This is a genomic window from Mycolicibacterium xanthum (assembly GCF_019710635.1).
GTDB classification, from domain to species: Bacteria; Actinomycetota; Actinomycetes; order Mycobacteriales; family Mycobacteriaceae; genus Mycobacterium; species Mycobacterium xanthum.
The window spans coordinates 97,893-118,353 of the sequence record NZ_JAIFZS010000025.1 but is presented as its reverse complement, the minus strand read 5'-3'; the positions used below and the strand labels follow the sequence as shown (position 1 = coordinate 118,353).

Genomic DNA, 20,461 nt, shown 5'->3' with positions numbered 1-20,461 from the left:
TCACAGACTCGCGTGCCCACCCGAGGAACCGTGCCCGCCGTCGCCGCGGGTGGTGTCGGACAATCCGGCCTCATCGAACGATGCCACCTCGACCAGTTCGGGCAGTTCCACCCGCTGCACCAGCAACTGGGCGATCCGGTCGCCACGCCGGATGGCGATCGACGTGGCGGGGTCGAGGTTGATCAAGGCCACCTTGATCTCACCACGGTAGCCCGCATCGATGGTGCCGGGGCTGTTGACGATCGAAAGTCCCACGCGGGCAGCAAGTCCCGAGCGCGGATGCACCAGACCCACCATCCCGTGCGGAATCGCCACCGCGACGCCCGTTCCCACCAGCGCCCGCTCACCGGGCGCCAACTCGACGTCACGGGCGCTGTAGAGGTCCACGCCGGCGTCACCGTCGTGGGCCCTGCCGGGCAGCGGCAGATCACGATCGAGCCGCACTACCGCCAGAGAGGTGGACACGACGTCACAGATTACTCTTGGCCGCGTGTCCGACACGCGCGCCACCTCGCAAACCGTTCGCTACCGCGAGCGGCTCCGGGTGCCCCTGTGGTGGTGGTTGCCCGCGCTGGGGCTGGCCGCGCTGATCGCCCTGGAGGTCAACCAGGGCGTCCCGGCCGTGCCGCGCTGGGTGCCCTACGCCGTCCTGCTGCCGGTGGCGGGCGCCGTGCTGCTGGCACTCGGCAGGACCGAGCTGCGGGTGGTCTCCGGGGCGCACGGCGAAGCCGAACTGTGGGTGGGCAACGCGCATCTGCCCGCCGGCGTCGTCGCCCGCTCCGCGGCGGTGCCCCGCACCGCCAAATCGGCCGCGCTGGGCCGTCAGCTCGATCCCGCGGCCTACGTGGTGCACCGCGCGTGGGTCGGGCCGATGGTCCTGCTGGTACTCGACGACCCCGACGATCCGACGCCGTACTGGCTGGTCAGCGCGCGACGTCCGGACAAGGTGCTGGCAGCGCTCGCCAGCTGACCGGGCAGCGGTCAGGCTGCGCAGTCCGTGCAGATCATCATGCCGTTCTTCTCGGTGGCGAGCCGGCTGCGGTGATGGACCAGGAAGCAACTCGAGCAGGTGAACTCGTCGGCCTGCTTGGGGATCACCCGCACGGACAATTCCTCGCCCGACAGGTCGGCGCCGGGAAGCTCGAAGGACTCTGCAGATTCGGATTCGTCGACGTCGACGACGGCCGATTGGGCTTCGTTGCGCCGTGCCTTCAGTTCCTCGAGGGAGTCCTCGGAAACATCGTCGCTCTCAGTGCGCCGTGGGGCGTCGTAGTCGGTAGCCATTGTCCCCTCCGTGAAGCTTGTTGCAGCAGTGCTTTGTACCAGCGTCGAACGCATCCGCCAAATGATTCGTGCCCGTATTGACACCGGTTCTAATGTGATTTGCATCACACCTCGGACCCGATCACTTCCGCCGCCGGTCGGTAAGGGTGGCGACGGTGGCCTTAGAGTGCTCAGCGTGGTCGCGCAAATCACCGAAGGCACCGCCTTCGACAAGCACGGACGGCCGTTCCGCCGGCGCCGTTTCGTGCCCGCCGTGCTGATGTTCGCCGCCTTGGCAGTGGCGGCGCTGCTGGTGTGGGTGATGGCCCTGTCGCGCCCACCCGATATCCAGGAAGCGGCGGTCTGCAATCCGCCGCCGGCGCCGGCGGACCCCAACGCGCCCCCGATCGACCTCGGTGAGCAGGTGTCGCGCGAGTCGATGATCGAGGTCACCCCCGCCAAGCTCGCCGACACCCACATCCGGGTGCTCAACGCCAGCGGACAGGGCGGTCAGGCCGCCGAGGTGGCCGGCGCGCTGCGCGACCTCGGCTTCGCCGAACCCGAGGCGGCCAACGACACGATCTACGAATCGGTCCGGCTGCAGTGCCAGGGCCAGATCCGGTTCGGCCCGTCTGGGCGCGCCGCGGCCGCCGCGGTCTGGCTGGTGGCGCCCTGCACCGAGTTGTTCCAGGATCAGCGCACCGACGACACCGTCGACCTGGCGGTGGGGACGGATTTCAGCGAGCTGACCCACAGCGACGACATCGACGCGATGCTCGCCAGCCTGATGCCCGAGGCCACCCAGCCGGCCGACCCGGCGCTACTGGCCAAGATCCACAACGGCACCTGCTGAGTCGGCGGCCCGGCGTCAGCCTCCGTCGGTGACCTCGCCGGCCGCGAGCGCGGCCGCACGGGCCAGTGCCTCCTCGAACGCCGCACCGATCCCCGGCGCGGCCGCGACCACCAGCGTCCCGCCGTCGGCCGATTCGGACGATCGGACGTGTGCACCGGCCTCCGCGGCGATCAGCACACCCGCCGCGAAGTCCCAGACGTGCACGCCCTGCTCGTAGTAGGCGTCCAGCCTGCCCGCGGCGACCATGCAGAGATCCAGCGCACACGAACCGATCCGGCGCAGGTCGCGCACCTCGGGAAGCAGCTTCGCTACGATCTCGCCCTGTCGCCTGCGGCGGTCGCGCTGATAGGCGAACCCGGTGGCGACCAGGGCCATCGACAGCTCGCTGACCGCGTTGCAGCGCAACGGCGTGACGGCGCCGGCTCGCGACAGCCACGCCCCGTGCCCCAGCGCGGCCGAGTACACGGCGTCGGCCGCGACGTCGGCGACCGCCCCGGCCAGTGAGGCACCGTCACGCCGTGCGGCCACCGACACCCCGTAGGCCTCGATCCCGTAGACGAAGTTCACCGTGCCGTCGATCGGGTCCAGCACCCAGGTGATCTGCCCGTCGTCGGCGCCGACCGGCCCGCCCTCCTCCTCCCCGAGGATCGGCTCCCCCGGTCGCAGCCGCGCGAGCCGGTCCCGCAGCAGCCGCTCGGTCTCGGTGTCGACCACGGTGACGGGGTCGGTCGGGGTGCTCTTGGCCCGCACCCCCGGCGGCGCTCCGCCCGAGGCTGCGGGCCGCGCGCCGAACACCTCGACGCGGCGCCGCCGGACGAACGCGGCCGCCTCGGCGGCCAGTTGCGCGGCCACCGCGCGAAGCTGCTCGGGCCCGGACTCGATCGTCGCGTCGCTCACCCGTCCATCGCAGCACATGCGCGCGGCGCGGGGATGGGCGACTGGCATACATCGGAATTGGCGAGCCGATAGGGTGATCAGCGCGCGTCCTTGCTGCCCGACAAGCCGCCCATCTGCGCAGAGGAGCCTTGCATGACCGACACCGAGTCACCGGCCACCCCATCGCCCACCGGCGCGCAGCGGCGCGGTTTCGGCATCGACGTCGGCGGAAGCGGCGTCAAGGGCGGCATCGTCGACCTCGACACCGGAGCACTGATCGGCGATCGGTTCAAACTGCTCACCCCGCAACCCGCCACACCCGAGGCCGTCGCCAAGACCATCGCCGACGTCGTCGCCCACTTCGAGTGGGAAGGGCCGCTCGGCGTGACGTATCCCGGGGTGGTCACCGACGGCATCGTGCGCACCGCCGCCAACGTCGACAAGGCCTGGATCGGGGCCAACGTCCAGGAGGTCATCGGCGGCGCGATGGGCGGGCGGGCCGTCACGGTCCTCAACGACGCCGACGCCGCAGGACTCGCCGAGGAGAGGTTCGGCGCGGGCCGGGCCAACGGCGGCGTCGTGGTGCTGCTGACGTTCGGCACCGGAATCGGATCGGCGGTGATCCACAACGGTGTGTTGCTGCCCAACACCGAGTTCGGCCACCTCGAGGTCGACGGCAAGGAAGCCGAACACCGGGCCGCCAGCTCGGTCAAGGAACGCAAGGAGTGGAGCTACGAGCGCTGGACCCAGGAGGTGACAAAGGTGCTGGTCGCCATCGAGAACGCGATCTGGCCGGACCTGTTCATCGCCGGTGGCGGGATCAGCCGCAAAGCCGGCAAGTGGATCCCGCTGCTGAAGAACCGCACACCGGTCGTCGCGGCGGCGCTGCAGAACACCGCGGGCATCGTCGGCGCCGCGATGGCGGCGTCCATGGACGTCACGGCTACCGGCAGGTAACCCCTCCGGGCGGCTCGGCGGGCGCGTCGAATTTGCCGCTCGGCGCAGTCTCGGCACCTACTGTCGTTACAATGGTCACCGGCGGCCGCCCACCCGAGAGCGGCGAGGTATCCCGAGTGAGATCAACGCCGACATTCGACAGGGCCGACACCCACCGGTGGCGCACGTGTGCGCGCCGAGAACCGCACGACCGAAAGGCTGTACGTGGCAGCGACGAAGGCAAGCCCGGCAACCGATGAGCCGGTGAAGCGCACCGCCACCAAAACCCCCGCCAAAAAGGCTTCGCCCGCGAAGTCGGCGAACGGTGCCACGCCTGCCAAGAAGGCCGCCAAGAGCGCCCCGGCGAAAGCGACCCGGTCGCGCGCCGCCAAGTCCGCCGATGCGCCCGCCGGTCGCGGCCGCGCGAAGAAGGCCACCGCCTCCGCCGGCGACACCGAGGCCGTCGACGAGGAGCTGGCCGGCGAGGACCTCGGGAACGACGACGAGCTCGACGGCGAGCCCGGCGACGACCTCGACGAGTCGGACCTCGACCTCGACGATCTCGACGTCGACGAGGATTCCGAGGACTCCGAGGACACCGACGAGTCCGACGACACCGAGGAGTCCGAAGACACCGAGGACACCGACGAGTCCGACGCTGACGAGAGCCCCGCCGAGGCCACGGCCGACAGCGAAGCCGAGACCGCGCCGAAGGCGGCCGGCAAGTCCGCCAAGCGCGCGGCCGAGGAAGAGGAGATCCCCGAGCCGTCGGAGAAGGACAAGGCCTCGGGGGACTTCGTCTGGGACGAGGAGGAGTCCGAGGCGCTGCGCCAGGCCCGTAAGGACGCCGAGCTCACCGCGTCGGCGGACTCGGTGCGTGCCTACCTCAAGCAGATCGGCAAGGTGGCGCTGCTCAACGCCGAGGAGGAGGTCGAGCTCGCCAAGCGGATCGAGGCGGGTCTCTACGCGACCCAGAGGCTGCAGGAGTTCGCCGACCGGGGCGAGAAGCTCACCACGCAGGTGCGCCGCGACTACCAGTGGATCTGCCGCGACGGCGATCGCGCGAAGAACCATCTGCTGGAGGCCAACCTGCGCCTGGTGGTGTCGCTGGCCAAGCGCTACACCGGCCGCGGCATGGCGTTCCTGGACCTGATCCAGGAAGGCAACCTCGGCCTGATCCGCGCGGTGGAGAAGTTCGACTACACCAAGGGCTACAAGTTCTCCACCTACGCCACCTGGTGGATCCGGCAGGCCATCACCCGCGCGATGGCCGATCAGGCCCGCACCATCCGCATCCCGGTGCACATGGTGGAGGTCATCAACAAACTGGGCCGGATCCAGCGCGAGCTGCTGCAGGACCTGGGCCGCGAGCCCACCCCGGAGGAGCTCGCCAAGGAGATGGACATCACCCCGGAGAAGGTGCTGGAGATCCAGCAGTACGCCCGGGAGCCGATCTCGCTGGACCAGACCATCGGCGACGAGGGCGATTCCCAGCTCGGCGACTTCATCGAGGATTCCGAGGCTGTAGTAGCCGTCGACGCGGTGTCGTTCACGTTGCTGCAGGATCAGCTGCAGTCGGTGCTCGAGACGCTCTCCGAGCGCGAAGCCGGTGTGGTGCGGCTGCGGTTCGGCCTGACCGACGGTCAGCCCCGCACCCTCGACGAGATCGGCCAGGTCTACGGTGTGACCCGCGAGCGGATCCGCCAGATCGAGAGCAAGACGATGTCGAAGCTGCGCCACCCCAGCCGTTCTCAGGTGCTGCGCGACTACCTGGACTGACGCCCCACCCGGATCGTGCGCTCGATCCGCACCAGCGGCCTGATCAGCATCAGCGCCGAGATGGCCAGGTAGAAGATCACCGCGGCGGCGGGGAAGAACGCAGCGACGACGGTGGCGGCCACCAGCAGCACGGTGGACGGCCACTGCGTGCGCACGAGGCGGCGAAGGTCCGCGCGCCGTTCGGGCTCGGCCAGCCCCTTGGCGCGCAGGCTGTATGCGGCCAGCACCGTGAGCATGGCGTTGGCCATCACCAGGTTCAGCCCGAACAGCACCGCCGCCGGACGTTGTCCGGCCCCGGTCAGGTGGTTGGCCATCAGGCTGGTGGTGAACGGCAGGAAGCTGACGAACAGCAGCTTGATCAGGTTCAGCCCGACGAACACGTCGTCGCATGCCGACATGCACCGGGTCAGCTTCACGTGCGCCACCCACGACGCGCCGATGAACGCGAAGCTGACCAGATAGCCCAGGAAGGACGGCCAGTTCTCGGCCAGCGCGCTGAGCAGCCGATCGGGTGAGGCCGGAACGTCGAGTTCGAGGACCAGCAACGTGATCACGATCGCGTACACCCCGTCGGAGAAGGCCTCCAGCCGTCCGGTGGGCAGGGATAGGTCGACCCGACGCATGGTCCCTACCATGGCATGCCGGCCGGTCGATGACAGCTGAACCGACGTCCGCAGCGCCTGTGACACGCCGAACGACGGGCCCGGCGCGTTTTCAGCGCTTGCGGTCGCGCACCTTGTAGGTCGAGGGCCACGATTCCCGCGTGTCGTCGCCCACCAGCGGGACGCCCTTGCTGCCGATCCGGATGTCGTAGGCTTCCTTGCCCGCGCCGACCTCACGGTTGGCGTGCTCGGTGGCCAGGTAGATGAGCTGGTCGATCTCCGCCTCGGCGAACGCGACGAACGTCGTCTTGCGGACGATCTCCTCCGGGGGCGGCACCATCCGGTCCGGCAGCAGGCGGGTGAGCAGCGCCGCCACCCCCAACAGCGAGTACGGGATCACCCAGTAGCAGAGGAATGACAGCGGTGTGTGGACGTCGAGGATGGTCGCGTCGCCGTCGACGATCGGCGGGATCACCGAGGACGCCGTCATCCCGGCGAACGCGGCGATCCAGATCCAGGTCAGCACCGAGGTGATCCGCGCGAACGTCTCGCTCTCGATGACCTCCTTGGGCTGGCCGACGACGGCGAACTCCCGGACGAACGGTCGACCGATCAGTGCGCTGGTCAACGCCACCAGGAAGATTCCGGCGTTGCTGAGCGGCTGCAGCCACTGCTCCATGAACTGCCGGCTGACCGTGAAGGTGAGCACCGTCAAGACCAGGAATGTTGCCAGCGCGCCGATTTCGAGCGTACGTCCGGGTGATCCGCTGACCCGCGCCGCCACCACTGCGGCGACCGACACGGCGAGCGCGACGAGGACGGCGGTGTGGAACGGCACATTGCCGACCAGTACCCAGTACACGATCCACGGCGCGAAGCCGAAAAGTATGCCCACGACAGGTCAGTGTATTGATCGGCGCGGCCGGGCAGGCATGCACCCGCGTTACAGATCGGACGTAGGTTGGCACGGTGAGCGAGCGCGTCAACATCTCCTCCGCCTCGGAGTTCGAGGACCTGGTCGGCTACTCCCGCGCGGTCCGGACCGGTCCACACGTCGCGGTGGCCGGCACCACCGCCCCGGGCGCCGACGCCGGCACCCAGACCCGAGAAGCGCTGCGCCGCATCGAGACGGCGCTGCACCAGGTCGGGGCGGCGCTGTCCGACGTGGTGCGCACCCGGATCTTCGTCACCGACATCACCGGCTGGCGCGAGGTCGCCGCGGTGCACGCACAGGTTTTCGGCTTCATCCGCCCGGCCGCCACGATGGTCGAGGTGTCGGCGCTGATCTCGCCGGACCTCGTCGTGGAGATCGAGGCCGACGCCTACATCGAGGGCGCGAACCGGCCGTCGGTGTCGGGCGGGTAGGGCGTGATACTCATCACAGCGGACAGCGGCAGGGGTCCGTACAGATGTGGGAACAGCATGGCGTCGGGATCGCCGGGAACGCCCGGTTCCCACCTCACCGGGGCGGTCAGACGCGCGGCGTCGATGCGGATCAACAGCAGATCGGTACGCCCCGGGAAAATTCGGTTGGCCGGCAGGTGAACCTGCTCGGGAGTCGACAGGTGCACGAATCCGACGGCGTCCAGCGATTCCGGCCGGTGCTGTCCCGCCTGTTCGGCGATGCGCCATTGCGCGCCCGGGCACAGATGGACGAGGACCTCCGGATCCGAGCTCATAGCGCCCGCCTCTCACTGTCGCAACACCGACGCCCGTGAGACACGACACACCCGCAAAGCCCCGGGGAACAAGGCCGGAACCCCAAGCGTCTGACACAGTAGACCTACGTCGCTACACCCTATGGAGGTGCCATGACCGCAACGCTCACCAGTCCCGAACTGACCAAGGCTGACCGCTGCGACCGTTGTGGCGCCGCGGCCCGTGTGCGTGCCAAGTTGCCGTCCGGTGCCGAGTTGCTGTTCTGCCAGCATCACGCCAACGAGCACGAGGCCAAGCTGGTCGAGTTGGCGGCGGTGCTCGAGGTCAGCCCTCTGGAGCCGTAGCGGCCGATCGGTAATGCTGGACTGGTCATGAGTGACCAGTCAGCGCCGCCGGACACGCGGCCGTCCACCCGAGCCCGGCCGTCGCGCCATCACATTCGGCACATCACCCGCCGGACCCTGGTGAAGAGTTGGGACGATTCCATCTTTTCGGAGTCCGCCCAGGCTGCGTTCTGGTGCGCGTTGTCGCTGCCTCCCCTGCTCCTGGGCATGCTCGGCAGCCTGGCCTTCATCGCCCCGCTGTTCGGGCCCGACACGCTGCCGATGATCCAGGAGCAGTTGATCAGCACCGCGGGCCGGTTCTTCTCCCCCAACGTGGTCAGCGAGATCATCGAGCCGACCGTGCACGACATCGTCAGGGGCGCCCGCGGCGAGGTGGTGTCGGTGGGGTTCGTGATCTCACTGTGGGCCGGCTCGTCGGCCATCTCGGCGTTCGTCGACTCGATCACCGAGGCCCACGACCAGACCCCACTGCGGCACCCGGTGCGGCAGCGGTTCTACGCGCTGGGCCTGTATGTGGTGATGCTGATCGGCGCGATCGTGACCGCGCCGTTCATCGCGCTGGGGCCACGCAAGATCGCCGAGTTCATTCCGGACAGCTGGGACAATGTGCTGCGGTTCGGCTACTACCCGGTGCTCATCCTGACGCTGGTGGTGGCGGTCAACGTGCTCTACCGCGTGTCGCTGCCCAAACCGCTGCCGTCACACCGGTTGATCCTGGGCTCGGTGCTGGCCACCGTGGTGTTCCTGATCGCCACGTCCGGGCTGCGGTTGTACCTGACGTGGATCACCGCCACCGGATACACCTACGGCGCCCTGGCCACGCCGATCGCGTTTCTGCTGTTCGCGTTCTTTCTCGGCTTCGCGATCATGATCGGCGCCGAACTGAATGCCGCCATCGAGGAGGAGTTCCCGGCCCCGCACACCCACGCCAAACGGGTCCGACACTGGCTGGAGGCCAAGGCCGGGGAACGTAACGGCAACGCCGGCAGGGCGGGGGAACTCAATGACACCACCGGCCCCGAATCCCCCGCCGGAGAGCGGGACTCGGCTACTTCTTGAGCTGCTCGTAGATCCGTTTGCAGTCCGGGCACACCGGCGAGCCCGGCTTGGCCGACCGCGTCACCGGGAACACCTCGCCGCACAGGGCCACCACGTGGGTACCCATGACGGCGCTCTCGGCGATCTTGTTCTTCTTGACGTAGTGAAAGACCTTGGGAGTGTCGTCGTCTGTCCCGTCGTCGACGCGTTCGTCGGTCTCGGTGCGTTCGATCGTCTGGGTCTGCATGGCTCCATTCTGCCCTGCGCACAGGTGGAAGCAACGGGTCGGTCGGATCCCGACGGCGCGGCAGGCCCGGCGTTGAGCGTTTGTTGAGAAGCCGCGCCCCGCTGTTGAGCCGGCGTTTATGCCCGATCGGACACTTACTTCCCGAACGGACAAATCTTCGGAGGGGATGACAATGCAGCGACGAGTATCCACCTACGTCTACGCCGACGATCCGATCCTGCAGGCCGGGGTGATCAGTCAGCTCCGGATGCGTCCCGAGATCGACGTGGTCGGGTCCAGTGACCTCGATGACGTCGACGTCGGGATCGCGGTGGCCGATGCGCTCGACGAGGAGACCCGCAGGATTCTGCGGTCGCTGAAGAAGGCGGGCGTCTCCCACACAATCGTGGTACTCGGGGCATTGGACGAGAGCACCGTCGTCGATGCCGCCGAGGTCGGAATCGGCGGCCTGCTGCGCCGGTCTGAGGCCACACCCGACGCGCTGGTCCGCACCATCCAGAAAGTGGCCACCGGGCAGGGCGTCATTCCACCGGACCTGCTGGGGCACCTGCTGGGTCAGGTGGGCCGGCTGCAACGCCAGGTACTGGCGCCCCGCGGGCTCACCTTCACCGGGCTCTCCGACCGTGAGGTCCAGGTCCTTCGGCTGATCGCCGACGGGCACGACACCAATGAGATCGCCGAGCAGTTGTGCTACAGCCAGCGCACCGTCAAGAACGTTCTGCACGACGTCACCACGCGGCTGCAGCTGCGCAACCGCTCTCATGCGGTGGCCTACGCGGTCCGGGAGGGCCTGATCTAGGCGCACACCGGGACTCCGAAGGGGGAGATTCATGGATGATCGCAACCACGGCCGGCAGGACCCGTCCCCGCCGACGGAGCGGATGCCCTCGGCGCCACCGGCCGGCGATACCGGCGGCCAGCCCCTGGCCTGGTCCGAAGCCGGGCCGGCCACCGACGCCGAGCCGGCCTACGACGGACCGCCGGACTGCGCTGGGCCCCAAGCCGCCGATCCGGCACAGGGCATGCCGACCGAGCTGATGGCCGAACCCGCACCGCAGTGGTACCGGCAACCGTGGATTCTGTTCACCTCCGCAGCGACGGCCTTCGTCGTCGTGGCGTCGGTGCTCGCGGTGATGCTGTGGCCCCGGGACGGCTCGGACCCGCTGCCCGAAGGGACGAACGAGCCCACGTCGATCGTTCCGCCAGAGCCACCGCGGGAAGTCCCCACCGCCAGCGTTCCGCCCGAACCGGACCCCATCCCGCCCCAGAGCCCGGGGGTCACCGGCCAATACCCGGACTCGGGCGGCACGGGTCAGTACCCGGGCTCGGGCGGCACGGGAACCGTGACGACGCCCGCGCCGACGACACCCGCACCGGCGGGGGAACCCGAACCGACCGCCGTGCCCGAGCCGCCCGACGATTCGGGCACGGCCGGCGACCCGGATTCCCCCGCAGATCCTGAGGTGACCGAGGATCCGGACTCCCCCGAACCGGATCCCCAGGTGAACCCCGACCTCCCCGCCACCGGTGAAGGTGGACCACAGCTGGGCGATCCCAACTCGACGCCGGTGACCGACCCGCCCCCGCCATCCGGCCCCACCATGATCTTCCAGGTGACCCCGACGCCGTAGCCGTCCTCACCGGTGTCCTATCGGGCTGGGCGCGTTGCCCTTTCGGGCATCACGGGGTGCCTCCTGAGTGGTACCTGAGCCCGTCGCCGAGGGCATCGCCGACAGGAAAGGATGAGTACGTGATACCGGAGGTCGATCACGCGCTGCGGACCTTGATCGAGCGCGAGGCGGTGGACCCGGCCGACGTCGAGGTCGAGTTCGACGCTCCTACCAAGGATTGGGCCGGCCGACGCAATGCGCCGACCGTCGACGTCTACCTGTACGACATCAGGGAGGATCTGCGCCGACGCGAACGCGGCTGGCTCAACGAGTACGACGGCAACCGGATCGTCGCACGGCACAACCCGCCGCGATTCTTCAAACTGTCCTACCTCGTCGCCGCGTGGACCCAACGCCCCGAGGACGAGCACCGGCTCCTCAGCGACCTTCTGTCGTGCTTCCTTCGCTACGATGCCCTGCCCACCGATGTGCTCACCGGTTCCCTTGCCGAACAGGGGCTTCCGCTTCCGATCAGCGTGGCGTCACCGCCACCGGAAGACCGTTCGTTCGCCGACGTCTGGAGCGCGCTGGGGGGTGAGCTCAAACCGTCGCTGGACGTCGTCGTCACCGCACCCGCGTACACCGGACGGTCGTTCCCCGCCGGTCCACCGGTGCTGCGACCGACCGTGGTCGTCGCCGCGGGCCGCAACGGTGCGGAGCCCCGCGAGACACGCAGCCGCCCCCGCATCGACGATTCGACCGGCGCCACCGCGAACGCGCCCGCCGAGGTGCGCGTGCGCAAGCGGCGGCGCAAGCAGGGCTGAGGCGACGTCATGGCGGCCGCCCTGGACAGCATGCGCCTGGACAGCATGCGCTATCTGCTCGGTCGCGCGATGCTCGTCGAGGACCGCGTGCAGACCCTGGTGGCCCATCGGCGCTCCCATGACCCGGCGCCCGACGATCCGTTCCGTGGGCTCTACCTCAGCGACGAGGCCGTCGATGCGATGCTCTCCCACCACCCACCGGCGCCGGCGCCGTCGATGGGTCTGCGCTCAGCGCTCGAGGAGCGCGCCGATTCCGCCGAGGCCGCCGGCACGCGCCTGCGACTGCGCGACCTCGCACGCTCGGCGAACCTGTCCGACCACGACGTCGAGTTCCTGGTGATCTGCCTGCTGCCCGACGTGGACGCTCGCTTCGAACGGCTCTACGGCTATCTCAACGACGACGTCACCCGTCGGCGCGCAACGACCGGGCTGGCGCTCGAACTCGCCGGTTTGTCACCGCTCGACCCCGCGGCACGGCGCCGGCTGGCCCCCGGAGCGCCGCTGGTCGACAACTCGCTGATCCTGATCGACGACCTCGACCGGCCATTCCTCACCCGCGCCATCCGGATACCCGACCGGGTCGCCGGCTATCTCCTCGGCGACGACACCCCGGACGCCGCCCTGACCGAGGTGCTCATCGAACCGGTTGGGCTGCATTGCGATCAGTCTCGCACGATCGCGGCGGCGATCAAGGCGGGCGAGCGCCTCTGCTACGTCCGCGAGACCGTCGGCGGTTCCGGGGCCGCGGTCGCGGTGGATGCGCTGACCGTTGCCGGACAGCGGGTGATGTGTTGTGACGCTGTGCGGCTGGCCATGCATGGCGATGTGTCCGAGGCGGTGACCCTGCTGGGCCGGGAGGCGCTGCTGAATTCGGCCGGCCTGGTCGTGTCGCCGGTCGAGGCCTTCGCGCCCAACCAGAACGCCGTAGTCTACCGGCTGGCCCAGTTGCCCGTCCCGGTAGTGCTGACCGGCACCGCCACCTGGGATCCCAGATGGTCGGATCGGGTACCGCTACTGGCGGAGACCGTCCGGCCCACCGTGGCCGAACGGACCGAATTGTGGCAGCGCGAACTGGGTTCGATGGCTGACGTCGTCGATGTCGGTGATGTCGCCGCCCAGTACGCGTTCGGGCCCCGCCAGATCGCGGCCGCGATCACGGCGGCCGAATCGCTGGCCCGGGCCGCACACAGCACACCCACCGCCGGCGATCTGCGGCGCGGAGCCCGGTCACAGAACGCGGCCGGACTGGAGCAGCTGGCCCGCCGCATCGAACCCGCGGTGTCGTGGCACGACCTCGTGTTGCCCGACAAAGCGCTCACTCAACTACGCGAACTCACCGTCCGCGCACGCAACCGCGAAGTGGTGCTATCGGATTGGCGGATGCGGCCCGGTGGTGGCCGCGGCACCGGTGTGACGGCCCTGTTCGCCGGGGACTCCGGAACCGGCAAGACGATGGCGGCCGAGGTGATCGCCGGGGAACTCGGGCTCGACCTGTACACGGTGAATCTCGCCACCGTCGTGGACAAGTACATCGGCGAGACCGAGAAGAATCTCGAGCGCATCTTCACCGAGGCGTCCCGGGTCAGCGCGGTGCTGCTGTTCGACGAAGCCGACGCGATCTTCGGCAAGCGCAGCGAGGTGCGCGATGCCCACGACCGGTACGCCAACATCGAGAGCGCCTACCTGCTACAACGGATGGAGACCTTCGACGGATTGGCGGTGCTGGCCACCAACCTGCGCGCCAATCTCGATGACGCGTTCACCCGCAGGCTGGACCTCGTGGTGGACTTCCCGTTGCCCGATGAAGCCGCGAGGCTGGCGCTGTGGCGGGGCTGCCTCGCACCCCCGGTCCCCACGCTGGCCGACCTCGACGTCGCCGACTACGCCAAGGCATACGCGTTGTCCGGCGGCAACATCCGGTCCGCGGCGATCACCGCGGCCTATCTGGCGGCCGAGACGGAATCGGCGGTCGGTGACCGCCATGTGCGGGCCGCGGCGGCCCGGGAGTATCGCAAGCTCGGCCGGCTGCTGCCGGCCAACGGCGCACCGCTGAGGAGGTCGACATGAGCGAGCACGTCTGCGATCAATGCGGCGCGGAGAACGCCCCAGACGCACAGTTCTGCGCTACCTGCGACTTCTATCTCGGCTGGGACACCGCACCCGCGGCCCAGACCGACACCGGACCAACCGAACCTCGTTCCGGCGAACGGGAGGGCCGCACCGAAAAGCTGCAGGCCGTTTCGCCGCGCCCGCCCACGGATCCCGACGCGACGACCAACTTCCGGGCCGCCCGCGCCGCTGCACCCGCACGTGCCAGTGTGCCCGCGCCCGGCGTGCAGGTGCCGGCCCAGGAGGTCGCGCTGGATCCGACCACCGGGACGAGCTGTGACATCCGCATCCGCAACCGGTCGACGATCGTCGACGGCTACACCGTCGTCGCGACGAATCCACCTCCCTGGCTGACGATCTCGCATCCGGAGATCCGGCTGATGACCGATCGGGAGGATGTCTTTCCCATCACGCTGACCGTTCGCCCAGGGCCGGACGTAGTCGCTCAGCGCTTCCTGCTCAGGTTGCAGGTCTGTTCGGTGAACGACCCGACCGTACGAGCCGGCGCCCAGGTCGGTGTTGTGGTCCAGCGCGTCGGGGGCCCGGTGACACTCAGCGCCGAACCTCCGTTCGTGCGGCTCCGTGACACCGCCAAGGGCCGGTTCACGGTTCGGTTGGACAACAGCGCCAGCAACTATCCGCAGCGCTACGCACTGAGCGCCACCGATCCCGAGCGGATCATTCGGTTCGGCTTCCACCCCGGCGTTGTCGAGGTCGCCGCATACCGGTCGGCCCAGGCCTCGGTCGAGGTCGACCTCACCGATGTCCGACCGCCGAGCCCCGGCCAGCAGCAGAACCACACCCTGACAGTGGCCGCCGCAGGCGACGACGGCCGGGTCGAAACGGTGGTCAACCTCCTCCAGCAGACGTCCCACGCCCCGCCGGACGAACCCGTACAGCTGCGACTCGAGCCGCGGGTGACCCGGCTGACCGATCAGACCGGCACCAAGGTTTCCGTCGTCGTCGACAACCGCCGCGGCAGCAAGGACCGGCGGGTGGTGTTCAAGGGGCGCGACCCCGAGGGACTGGTGCGATTCGGATTCTCCCAACCGCAACTGTATGTCAACGCCGGCGAACAGACCCGGGTGTACGCCCAGGTCGAGGCTCCCCTACCGGAACCCGGTGAGGCAGCGGAGCGTCCCTTCACCGTGCTGTGTCATGACGGCACCGACGAAAGCGAGGCGCCGGGGTCCTTGCACATGACCGCCAGCGCCTCTCCGATCACCACCGCGCAGATCGATCTGACCCCCGAACACGTGACCGTTCAGGACCGCAGACGAGGAAGAATGGTTGTGACGGTGGATAATTCGCGGGGCGCGCTGCCGCTTTCGGTATGGCTGTCCGGCCGGGACCCGAAAGGCGAGGTTCGATTCACCTTCACCCCCGCACAGCTCGAGGTCGCGCCCGGCGGCGTCGGGCAGGCCGCACTGCGGCTGGAGGCCCCGCTGCCCGGCAGCGGGGAGGCGGTCGACCGCGAGATCACCGTGAGCGCCGACGACGGCGTCGGCGAGGTCGAGGCCGAGGCGCGCTTCAGCCAGACGAAATCGGAGCTGCTGCCCATTCTGCGCATCGTGTTCACCTTTCTCGGTGGGCTGTTCGCCGTATGGGGGGCGTGGCGCGGTCGGTGGTTCGCCGAGTTGCCGAAGTATTTCCTCGATGTGCTCCCCGGCCCGGACGCCGTCCTGCGCCTGCCTGCGGGCGACACCCAGTCGGTGCTGTCACAGCCCGTGGGCCGGGCGGTGGTGCTGGTGCTCGCGGGGGTGATGATGCTGGGCATCCTCAGCGCCAAGGGCAGGATCACCGTGCTGGCCGGAACCGCGATGTTCATCGCGATGGGCGCCTACCTTCTCTACGCCCAATACGAGCTTTCCGCGGAGGGCCCGGCGTTCGGGGCGATCCTCGTGATGATCGGAGCCGTCGCGGGTGTGGTCGGCGGGTTGTGTATCAAACGCGGCGGCAAAGCCTGACCGCCCCTGCCGGGCTGATCAACTCGAGACGATCTCCCTGACATCGGGCCTCACCACCGCGCCGAATCTGTCCCAGGGGATCGTGAGTTCCACAACGCCCTCGTCATCGGGAGCGACCGCTCCCGGCGCGAAGAAGATCCGCATGCCCTCGGGTTCGGCGGTCCACTGTGAGAACGGTTCCTCCTCGGCGGGCAACGCGCTGCCGTCGAACGCGGCGCCCGCAGTCGACGTCGATCCCAGATCGTTGGCCAGCACCCTCAACCGGGACAGGCCCTGGTCGAGGTCGGTGAACAGCGATGCCAAGTTCATCAGCTCTCCGCTGTCGGTGTCGACCACCACGGTGTTGGTGAGCAGATCGGTCGTCAACGGGCTCATCTTGGTCGCCGAGCTCCGCAGCACGCCGCTGAGCACGTGTTCGCCGATCCGGACACCGCTGTCGGAGGAACTCTTCAGGAATGCGCCCGGCGACGCGTCCACCTGCTCCTGCAACGCGGAGTCCATGGCGTCGTTGAAGGTCTGGGCGACTTGGGGTTTCCCGCCCTGGACCTGGGGCAGATCCACGGCGACCGCGACGGTTCCAAGGAGCGTGTTGATCGGCTTCGAGGTGGCGGCATAGGGCTCAGCGGTTTCTTCGACCTCCGGTTCAGGAGGGTTCCCGGTACCGCCCGGGTCGCCGCCCGGCCCCTGATCGGTGCCCGGAGGTGTTGAGCCGTCCGGCCCGCTCCCTCCCGTGTCGGGCGATCCACCGCCCGGCGGTGGTTCCGGCGGCGGCGACGGTGACGTCGATGTCGCGATGGGTTCCGGGACGTGCGGATTCGCGAAAACGGCCCTGAGGCCGAAGATCCCCACGACGACGAGCACTATCGCACCGATCGCCGCCACCAGGATCCGGCCGCCAGTGATCAGCATGGCCTGTCCTCCTCAGTCAGAAGTCGATGCTGGACACCCGCCAGCCGCCGTCGGATCTGTCGGCGACCACCCAGGCCGTGTGCCGGGTTTCGTTGATCAGTCGGTGGTCGGGTGTGGTCGCCGACTGCACGATCACCACCACCCGGTGCGCGCGGTCGGCCGAGTTGGGAGGGGTCTCGTCGGCGACGAAGTACGCGGTGGCTTCGACGACGGCGCCGTCGGCGCGCCACTGCTCCCACTGCGACCCGGGTCCCGGCTCCGGCGCACCGCCGGCCTGCTCGGCGAGATCGGAGGTCAACAACCCGGACGCCCGCTCCAGCGCGTCGTTCGGCGAGGCGTCCTGCGCCGGCGCCCAGGTGAACATCGTCTCCAGGGCGGTGGAGATCACCTGATCCGGATCACTGCGATCGACCCCCGCGGGCGTGGAGTCGGGCACTGGATCCGATCCACAGCCCGCTGCGACGACGGTGATCGCCACCGCCACCGCCACCGCCGGGTTCCTCATGTCACCCGCCGGGCACGCGAGTCCGGATAGAAGTCGGCGATCACGACCCCCTGGTCGAGGTCGGTATGGACCATCTGCCCGTTGCCGACCGCGATCCCCACGTGCGACGGGCGGCCTCGACTGTCCCAGCCGCTGAAGACCAGGTCGCCGGGCCGGACATCGGCCATCGCCACCGCCTTGCCGACATCCCACTGCTGATCGGCGGTGCGCGGCAGCACCACGCCACCCTGGGTGCCCTGGGCCACCGCGAAGAATGTCAGCCCCGCACTGTCGAATCCGTCCTTGGTGGGACCCTCGACATCGCCGCCACCCCACACCCAGGGTTTCCCGGTGAACTCGGTGGCGGCATCCACGATCGATGTGACGCCGCGCACGCCGATCGACGGTGTCATTCCGCCGGTCCAGGGAGCCGCCGCAAACGCCTGCGCACGCTGCAGGATCTTGTACACGTAGGGCTGGGTCTGGGTGGTGTACTCACCGCCGGAGGGCATTCCGCCGTTGCGTTGCACCGCCCCGAAGCCGGCGTTGTAGGCGGCCAACGCCAGCGCCACCGGGTCGCCGATGATGGATCCGTCGGCGATGCCCGCCGCGCAGAGCCGGTAGTTCTCGCACATCAGCGCACCCTGCGACATGACGGCGTCGGGAATGCTGTTGACGTCCGGAGGCGGCCCGCTTCCGTCGTAGTCCTTGCCCCACGTCGACCAGGTGCCCGGCATGAACTGGGCCGGGCCCTGGGCGCCGGTAGACGACACCGGGGCGGTCGGCCCGTGCCGGAAGCCGTTCTCGGCCTCCAACTGTGCCGCCAGGACCGGCGCCGTGACGCCCGGGCAGAGGGCACCGGCCTTCAGCAGCCATGGCACGAATTCGGGTGGGACCAGCCCCGGTTTGAGGACTCCGATCTGGCAGTCGGCCGACGCCGACACGTTCTGCGCGACGGAGGGATCGGCCGGCGGCGCCTTCAGCAGGAAGGACGGGTCGACGGCCTGGCCCTGGGTGAGCCGGCCGCCTTCCCAGTACTCGAAATGCAGGTGAGGGCCGCTGGATTGACCGTTGTTGCCGATGTTGGCGATATGCTGGCCGGCGCTGACCTGCGTTCCCTTCCGAACCAGAACATCGGCGGGGTACATGTGGCCGTAGACCGTGGACACCAGCCCGTTGGCGGTGGTGCTGTCGACCACGATCCACTGCCCGAAGCCGCTGGCCGGGCCGGCGTCGGCGACCGTCCCGTCGAGCGCCGCGAAGATCGGCGTTCCTTCGTTGCCGGCGAGGTCGACACCCCGGTGAAAGCTGTTGCCGCGCGGCCCGAACGGAGATGACTCCACATAGGTGCCGTCGGCCAGCGGCTTTCCGTTGCGCGGACATGCGCCGACCGCTTCCGCTTTCGGCGACGTGACGATCGACAGCGCGGCCAGGCTCAGGCACAGCACGACCACGATCGCCCTCCTGTGCAGCGTGGCCAGCGCCGTCATGGTCAGCGTTCTCCCGCCATAACCGAATTCGTGTGCGTACCGGGTTGCGGCATGCACGTCTCAGTGTGGTCGCGGTGCTACGGCGCGTCAGCCTGCTGCCGGCGGTAGTGCCCTTTCGGACAGCAGGACTGCCCGAACGACTGTCGTGCTCGGCCGGGGTCGGCTGAACAATGAAGGCAGGCGTACGGGAGGTGACATGGGACGGATCATCGGTGTGCTGTTCACCGCGCTCGTCCTGTCCGCCACCGGATGCGGCGGCTCATCCGAGGAGTCGCCGCACTGGTCGGGGTCGGATGCCGAGGAGACGGCCCCGCAGGAAGCTCAGGACGTGATCGTCGACGCGCTGGCGACGATGTTCACCTGGCACCCCACCACGGATTCCTCCACGCTGGACGCCTACCAGCGCGCGCTGCCCTATCTGGGGCCCGAGTTGCAGGCCGGCAAGGACAACCGGGTCGAACGTGGCAACAGTGTGTGGTGGCAGGAGTGGATGCAGGCCGAGGCGGAGGTGACCGCCGACGCGCTGTTGGTCGCCGGAGAACATCCCGCCGATGAGGCTGATCGCGTCGAACGCGCTGTACGGCTCACCCAGATGGTGGTCGACCCGACCGGAAACGAGCTCGACTCCATCGTCATGGACATTCCTCGCGTGGTGGCGGAGCAGACCGCCGACGGTTGGCGCGTGGTCGAGATCAGCTTCTTCCCGGTGAACGAGTACCGCACCCAGGCCTGTCCGCCCGGGCAGTCGCACCAGCCGCCACCCGATGGGCCGTGCGCACCGAATCCCCCTCCACCGCAGAAGGTCTGCCCGGACGGCAGCACCGTTGCGCCCGATCAGCTGTGCCCGTCGGCGCCGCCGCCCACCACGCCGCGTACCAAGCAGTGCCCGGACGGCAGCACGGTACCCGCCGACCAGAGTTGCCCGACGCCGACCACACCGCCGCCGGTGACGACCACCACGACCACCGCCCCACCGGTGACGTGTCCCGACGGCAGCACCGTCTCCGCCGGCGAGACCTGCCCGCCGGTTGAGCCGCCGACCGTTGCGTGCCCCGACGGCAGCTCGGTCCTGGTGGGAGAACAGTGTCCGCGGATCCCCGTTTCGTGCCCCGACGGCACCACGGTGTACCCACCACAAACCTGCCCGGTCGCACCCCGGACGCCGAAATCGAGCGTCATCGTCCTCCCGCCGGCGACCGCGAACACGCCTACATCAGCGATTCCGCCCGTCCGGTGAGGCAAATTCAAGGATCTGGGCGCTACGTGAGGAGCGCGCTCCCCAGGCCCGGACCGGCTACCCTGGCCACCCGGATCCCTGCACCCGCCGCGCCGTTGTATGCGCTCGTCGCGGTCGCATGCGCTTGGCGCCGTCGTCGGGCTTGTCTCCGGATAGGCCCGTTCGGCTTGGGCTGTGTCCCCATCGGATGCCCCTACGGACGTGGTCACCGGCGGCGCCGGGCCATAGCGCCGA

Annotated in this window: 23 protein-coding genes; 13 read left to right on the top strand and 10 right to left on the bottom strand. The window is 69.1% G+C overall.

Annotation, left to right across the window (positions count from 1 at the left end; translation table 11 throughout):
* Window positions 1-465, bottom strand: a complete 465-nt coding sequence (gene dut, locus JDV09_RS11905) for a dUTP diphosphatase (RefSeq protein WP_221369331.1) — start codon at window positions 463-465, stop codon at window positions 1-3.
* Between the two features lie 25 nt (window positions 466-490).
* On the opposite strand from dut, the gene JDV09_RS11900 reads away from it, so the two are divergent.
* Window positions 491-970 (top strand): DUF3093 domain-containing protein, encoded by a 480-nt coding sequence (locus JDV09_RS11900; protein ID WP_221369330.1) that lies wholly within the window; start codon window positions 491-493, stop codon window positions 968-970.
* An 11-nt stretch (window positions 971-981) separates the two neighbouring features.
* On the opposite strand, the gene JDV09_RS11895 is transcribed toward JDV09_RS11900, so the two are convergent.
* On the bottom strand, window positions 982-1,284 hold the full coding sequence (locus JDV09_RS11895) for a DUF4193 domain-containing protein (RefSeq protein WP_221369329.1): 303 nt from the start codon (window positions 1,282-1,284) through the stop codon (window positions 982-984).
* A 175-nt stretch (window positions 1,285-1,459) separates the two neighbouring features.
* Between JDV09_RS11895 and cei the strand changes: the two genes are divergently transcribed.
* Window positions 1,460-2,116: an envelope integrity protein Cei gene (gene cei, locus JDV09_RS11890; RefSeq protein ID WP_221369328.1), complete on the top strand. Its 657-nt coding sequence runs from the start codon at window positions 1,460-1,462 to the stop codon at window positions 2,114-2,116.
* A 15-nt stretch (window positions 2,117-2,131) separates the two neighbouring features.
* Here cei and JDV09_RS11885 read toward each other — a convergent pair whose 3' ends face one another.
* Window positions 2,132-3,031 carry an inositol monophosphatase family protein gene (locus JDV09_RS11885; RefSeq protein ID WP_221369327.1) on the bottom strand — a complete coding sequence of 300 codons (900 nt, stop codon included), beginning with the start codon at window positions 3,029-3,031 and terminating at the stop codon, window positions 2,132-2,134.
* Between the two features lie 114 nt (window positions 3,032-3,145).
* On the opposite strand from JDV09_RS11885, the gene ppgK reads away from it, so the two are divergent.
* Window positions 3,146-3,949 carry a polyphosphate--glucose phosphotransferase gene (gene ppgK / locus JDV09_RS11880; RefSeq protein WP_221369326.1) on the top strand — a complete coding sequence of 268 codons (804 nt, stop codon included), beginning with the start codon at window positions 3,146-3,148 and terminating at the stop codon, window positions 3,947-3,949.
* A gap of 204 nt (window positions 3,950-4,153) precedes the next feature.
* The gene (locus JDV09_RS11875) at window positions 4,154-5,707 is read left to right on the top strand and encodes an RNA polymerase sigma factor (protein WP_221369325.1); all 1,554 of its coding nucleotides are present in this window, start codon (window positions 4,154-4,156) and stop codon (window positions 5,705-5,707) included.
* On the opposite strand, the gene JDV09_RS11870 is transcribed toward JDV09_RS11875, so the two are convergent.
* Both JDV09_RS11870 and JDV09_RS11865 read right to left on the bottom strand, forming a co-directional pair.
* Window positions 5,695-6,330 carry a TMEM175 family protein gene (locus JDV09_RS11870; protein ID WP_221369324.1) on the bottom strand — a complete coding sequence of 212 codons (636 nt, stop codon included), beginning with the start codon at window positions 6,328-6,330 and terminating at the stop codon, window positions 5,695-5,697. The genes JDV09_RS11875 and JDV09_RS11870 overlap by 13 nt on opposite strands.
* A 91-nt stretch (window positions 6,331-6,421) precedes the next feature.
* Window positions 6,422-7,204 carry a hypothetical protein gene (locus JDV09_RS11865; RefSeq protein WP_221369323.1) on the bottom strand — a complete coding sequence of 261 codons (783 nt, stop codon included), beginning with the start codon at window positions 7,202-7,204 and terminating at the stop codon, window positions 6,422-6,424.
* Between the two features lie 74 nt (window positions 7,205-7,278).
* Between JDV09_RS11865 and JDV09_RS11860 the strand changes: the two genes are divergently transcribed.
* Window positions 7,279-7,674 carry a RidA family protein gene (locus tag JDV09_RS11860; RefSeq protein WP_221369322.1) on the top strand — a complete coding sequence of 132 codons (396 nt, stop codon included), beginning with the start codon at window positions 7,279-7,281 and terminating at the stop codon, window positions 7,672-7,674.
* Here the strand turns inward: JDV09_RS11860 and JDV09_RS11855 are convergent.
* The gene (locus tag JDV09_RS11855; RefSeq protein ID WP_221369321.1) at window positions 7,632-7,988 is read right to left on the bottom strand and encodes a DUF952 domain-containing protein; all 357 of its coding nucleotides are present in this window, start codon (window positions 7,986-7,988) and stop codon (window positions 7,632-7,634) included. The two genes, JDV09_RS11860 and JDV09_RS11855, sit on opposite strands and share 43 nt — an antisense overlap.
* A 132-nt stretch (window positions 7,989-8,120) precedes the next feature.
* Between JDV09_RS11855 and JDV09_RS11850 the strand changes: the two genes are divergently transcribed.
* Window positions 8,121-8,312, top strand: coding sequence for a DUF7455 domain-containing protein (locus tag JDV09_RS11850; RefSeq protein ID WP_011779680.1), 192 nt, complete (start codon window positions 8,121-8,123; stop codon window positions 8,310-8,312).
* A 27-nt stretch (window positions 8,313-8,339) separates the two neighbouring features.
* Window positions 8,340-9,371 carry a YihY/virulence factor BrkB family protein gene (locus JDV09_RS11845; RefSeq protein ID WP_221369320.1) on the top strand — a complete coding sequence of 344 codons (1,032 nt, stop codon included), beginning with the start codon at window positions 8,340-8,342 and terminating at the stop codon, window positions 9,369-9,371.
* Here the strand turns inward: JDV09_RS11845 and JDV09_RS11840 are convergent.
* Window positions 9,361-9,597 (bottom strand): DUF3039 domain-containing protein, encoded by a 237-nt coding sequence (locus JDV09_RS11840; RefSeq protein WP_221369319.1) that lies wholly within the window; start codon window positions 9,595-9,597, stop codon window positions 9,361-9,363. The two genes, JDV09_RS11845 and JDV09_RS11840, sit on opposite strands and share 11 nt — an antisense overlap.
* Window positions 9,598-9,769: 172 nt before the next feature.
* On the opposite strand from JDV09_RS11840, the gene JDV09_RS11835 reads away from it, so the two are divergent.
* The 5 genes from JDV09_RS11835 to JDV09_RS11815 all read left to right on the top strand — a co-directional run bounded on the left by JDV09_RS11835 (window position 9,770) and on the right by JDV09_RS11815 (window position 16,107).
* The gene (locus tag JDV09_RS11835) at window positions 9,770-10,396 is read left to right on the top strand and encodes a response regulator transcription factor (protein ID WP_221369318.1); all 627 of its coding nucleotides are present in this window, start codon (window positions 9,770-9,772) and stop codon (window positions 10,394-10,396) included.
* Window positions 10,397-10,427: 31 nt separating this feature from the next.
* On the top strand, window positions 10,428-11,228 hold the full coding sequence (locus tag JDV09_RS11830) for a hypothetical protein (protein WP_221369317.1): 801 nt from the start codon (window positions 10,428-10,430) through the stop codon (window positions 11,226-11,228).
* Window positions 11,229-11,347: 119 nt separating this feature from the next.
* Window positions 11,348-12,031 carry a Pvc16 family protein gene (locus tag JDV09_RS11825; protein WP_221369316.1) on the top strand — a complete coding sequence of 228 codons (684 nt, stop codon included), beginning with the start codon at window positions 11,348-11,350 and terminating at the stop codon, window positions 12,029-12,031.
* Window positions 12,032-12,040: 9 nt separating this feature from the next.
* The gene (locus JDV09_RS11820; RefSeq protein WP_255605211.1) at window positions 12,041-14,098 is read left to right on the top strand and encodes an AAA family ATPase; all 2,058 of its coding nucleotides are present in this window, start codon (window positions 12,041-12,043) and stop codon (window positions 14,096-14,098) included.
* Window positions 14,095-16,107, top strand: a complete 2,013-nt coding sequence (locus JDV09_RS11815; protein WP_221369315.1) for a zinc ribbon domain-containing protein — start codon at window positions 14,095-14,097, stop codon at window positions 16,105-16,107. The genes JDV09_RS11820 and JDV09_RS11815 overlap by 4 nt, the downstream gene beginning before the upstream one ends.
* Window positions 16,108-16,125: 18 nt before the next feature.
* On the opposite strand, the gene JDV09_RS11810 is transcribed toward JDV09_RS11815, so the two are convergent.
* Genes JDV09_RS11810 through JDV09_RS11800 form a run of 3 tightly spaced genes read right to left on the bottom strand, consistent with a single transcriptional unit; the run spans window position 16,126 to window position 18,990 of the window.
* Complete coding sequence (locus tag JDV09_RS11810; protein ID WP_221369314.1) at window positions 16,126-17,016, bottom strand: RsiV family protein; 891 nt, start codon at window positions 17,014-17,016, stop codon at window positions 16,126-16,128.
* A gap of 16 nt (window positions 17,017-17,032) precedes the next feature.
* Window positions 17,033-17,521, bottom strand: a complete 489-nt coding sequence (locus tag JDV09_RS11805; RefSeq protein ID WP_221369313.1) for a hypothetical protein — start codon at window positions 17,519-17,521, stop codon at window positions 17,033-17,035.
* Window positions 17,518-18,990, bottom strand: a complete 1,473-nt coding sequence (locus JDV09_RS11800) for a peptidoglycan DD-metalloendopeptidase family protein (protein WP_221369312.1) — start codon at window positions 18,988-18,990, stop codon at window positions 17,518-17,520. Before JDV09_RS11800 ends, JDV09_RS11805 begins: the two co-directional genes overlap by 4 nt.
* 196 nt (window positions 18,991-19,186) lie before the next feature.
* Between JDV09_RS11800 and JDV09_RS11795 the strand changes: the two genes are divergently transcribed.
* Window positions 19,187-20,227, top strand: coding sequence for a hypothetical protein (locus JDV09_RS11795; protein WP_221369311.1), 1,041 nt, complete (start codon window positions 19,187-19,189; stop codon window positions 20,225-20,227).
* Window positions 20,228-20,461 lie beyond the last annotated feature (234 nt).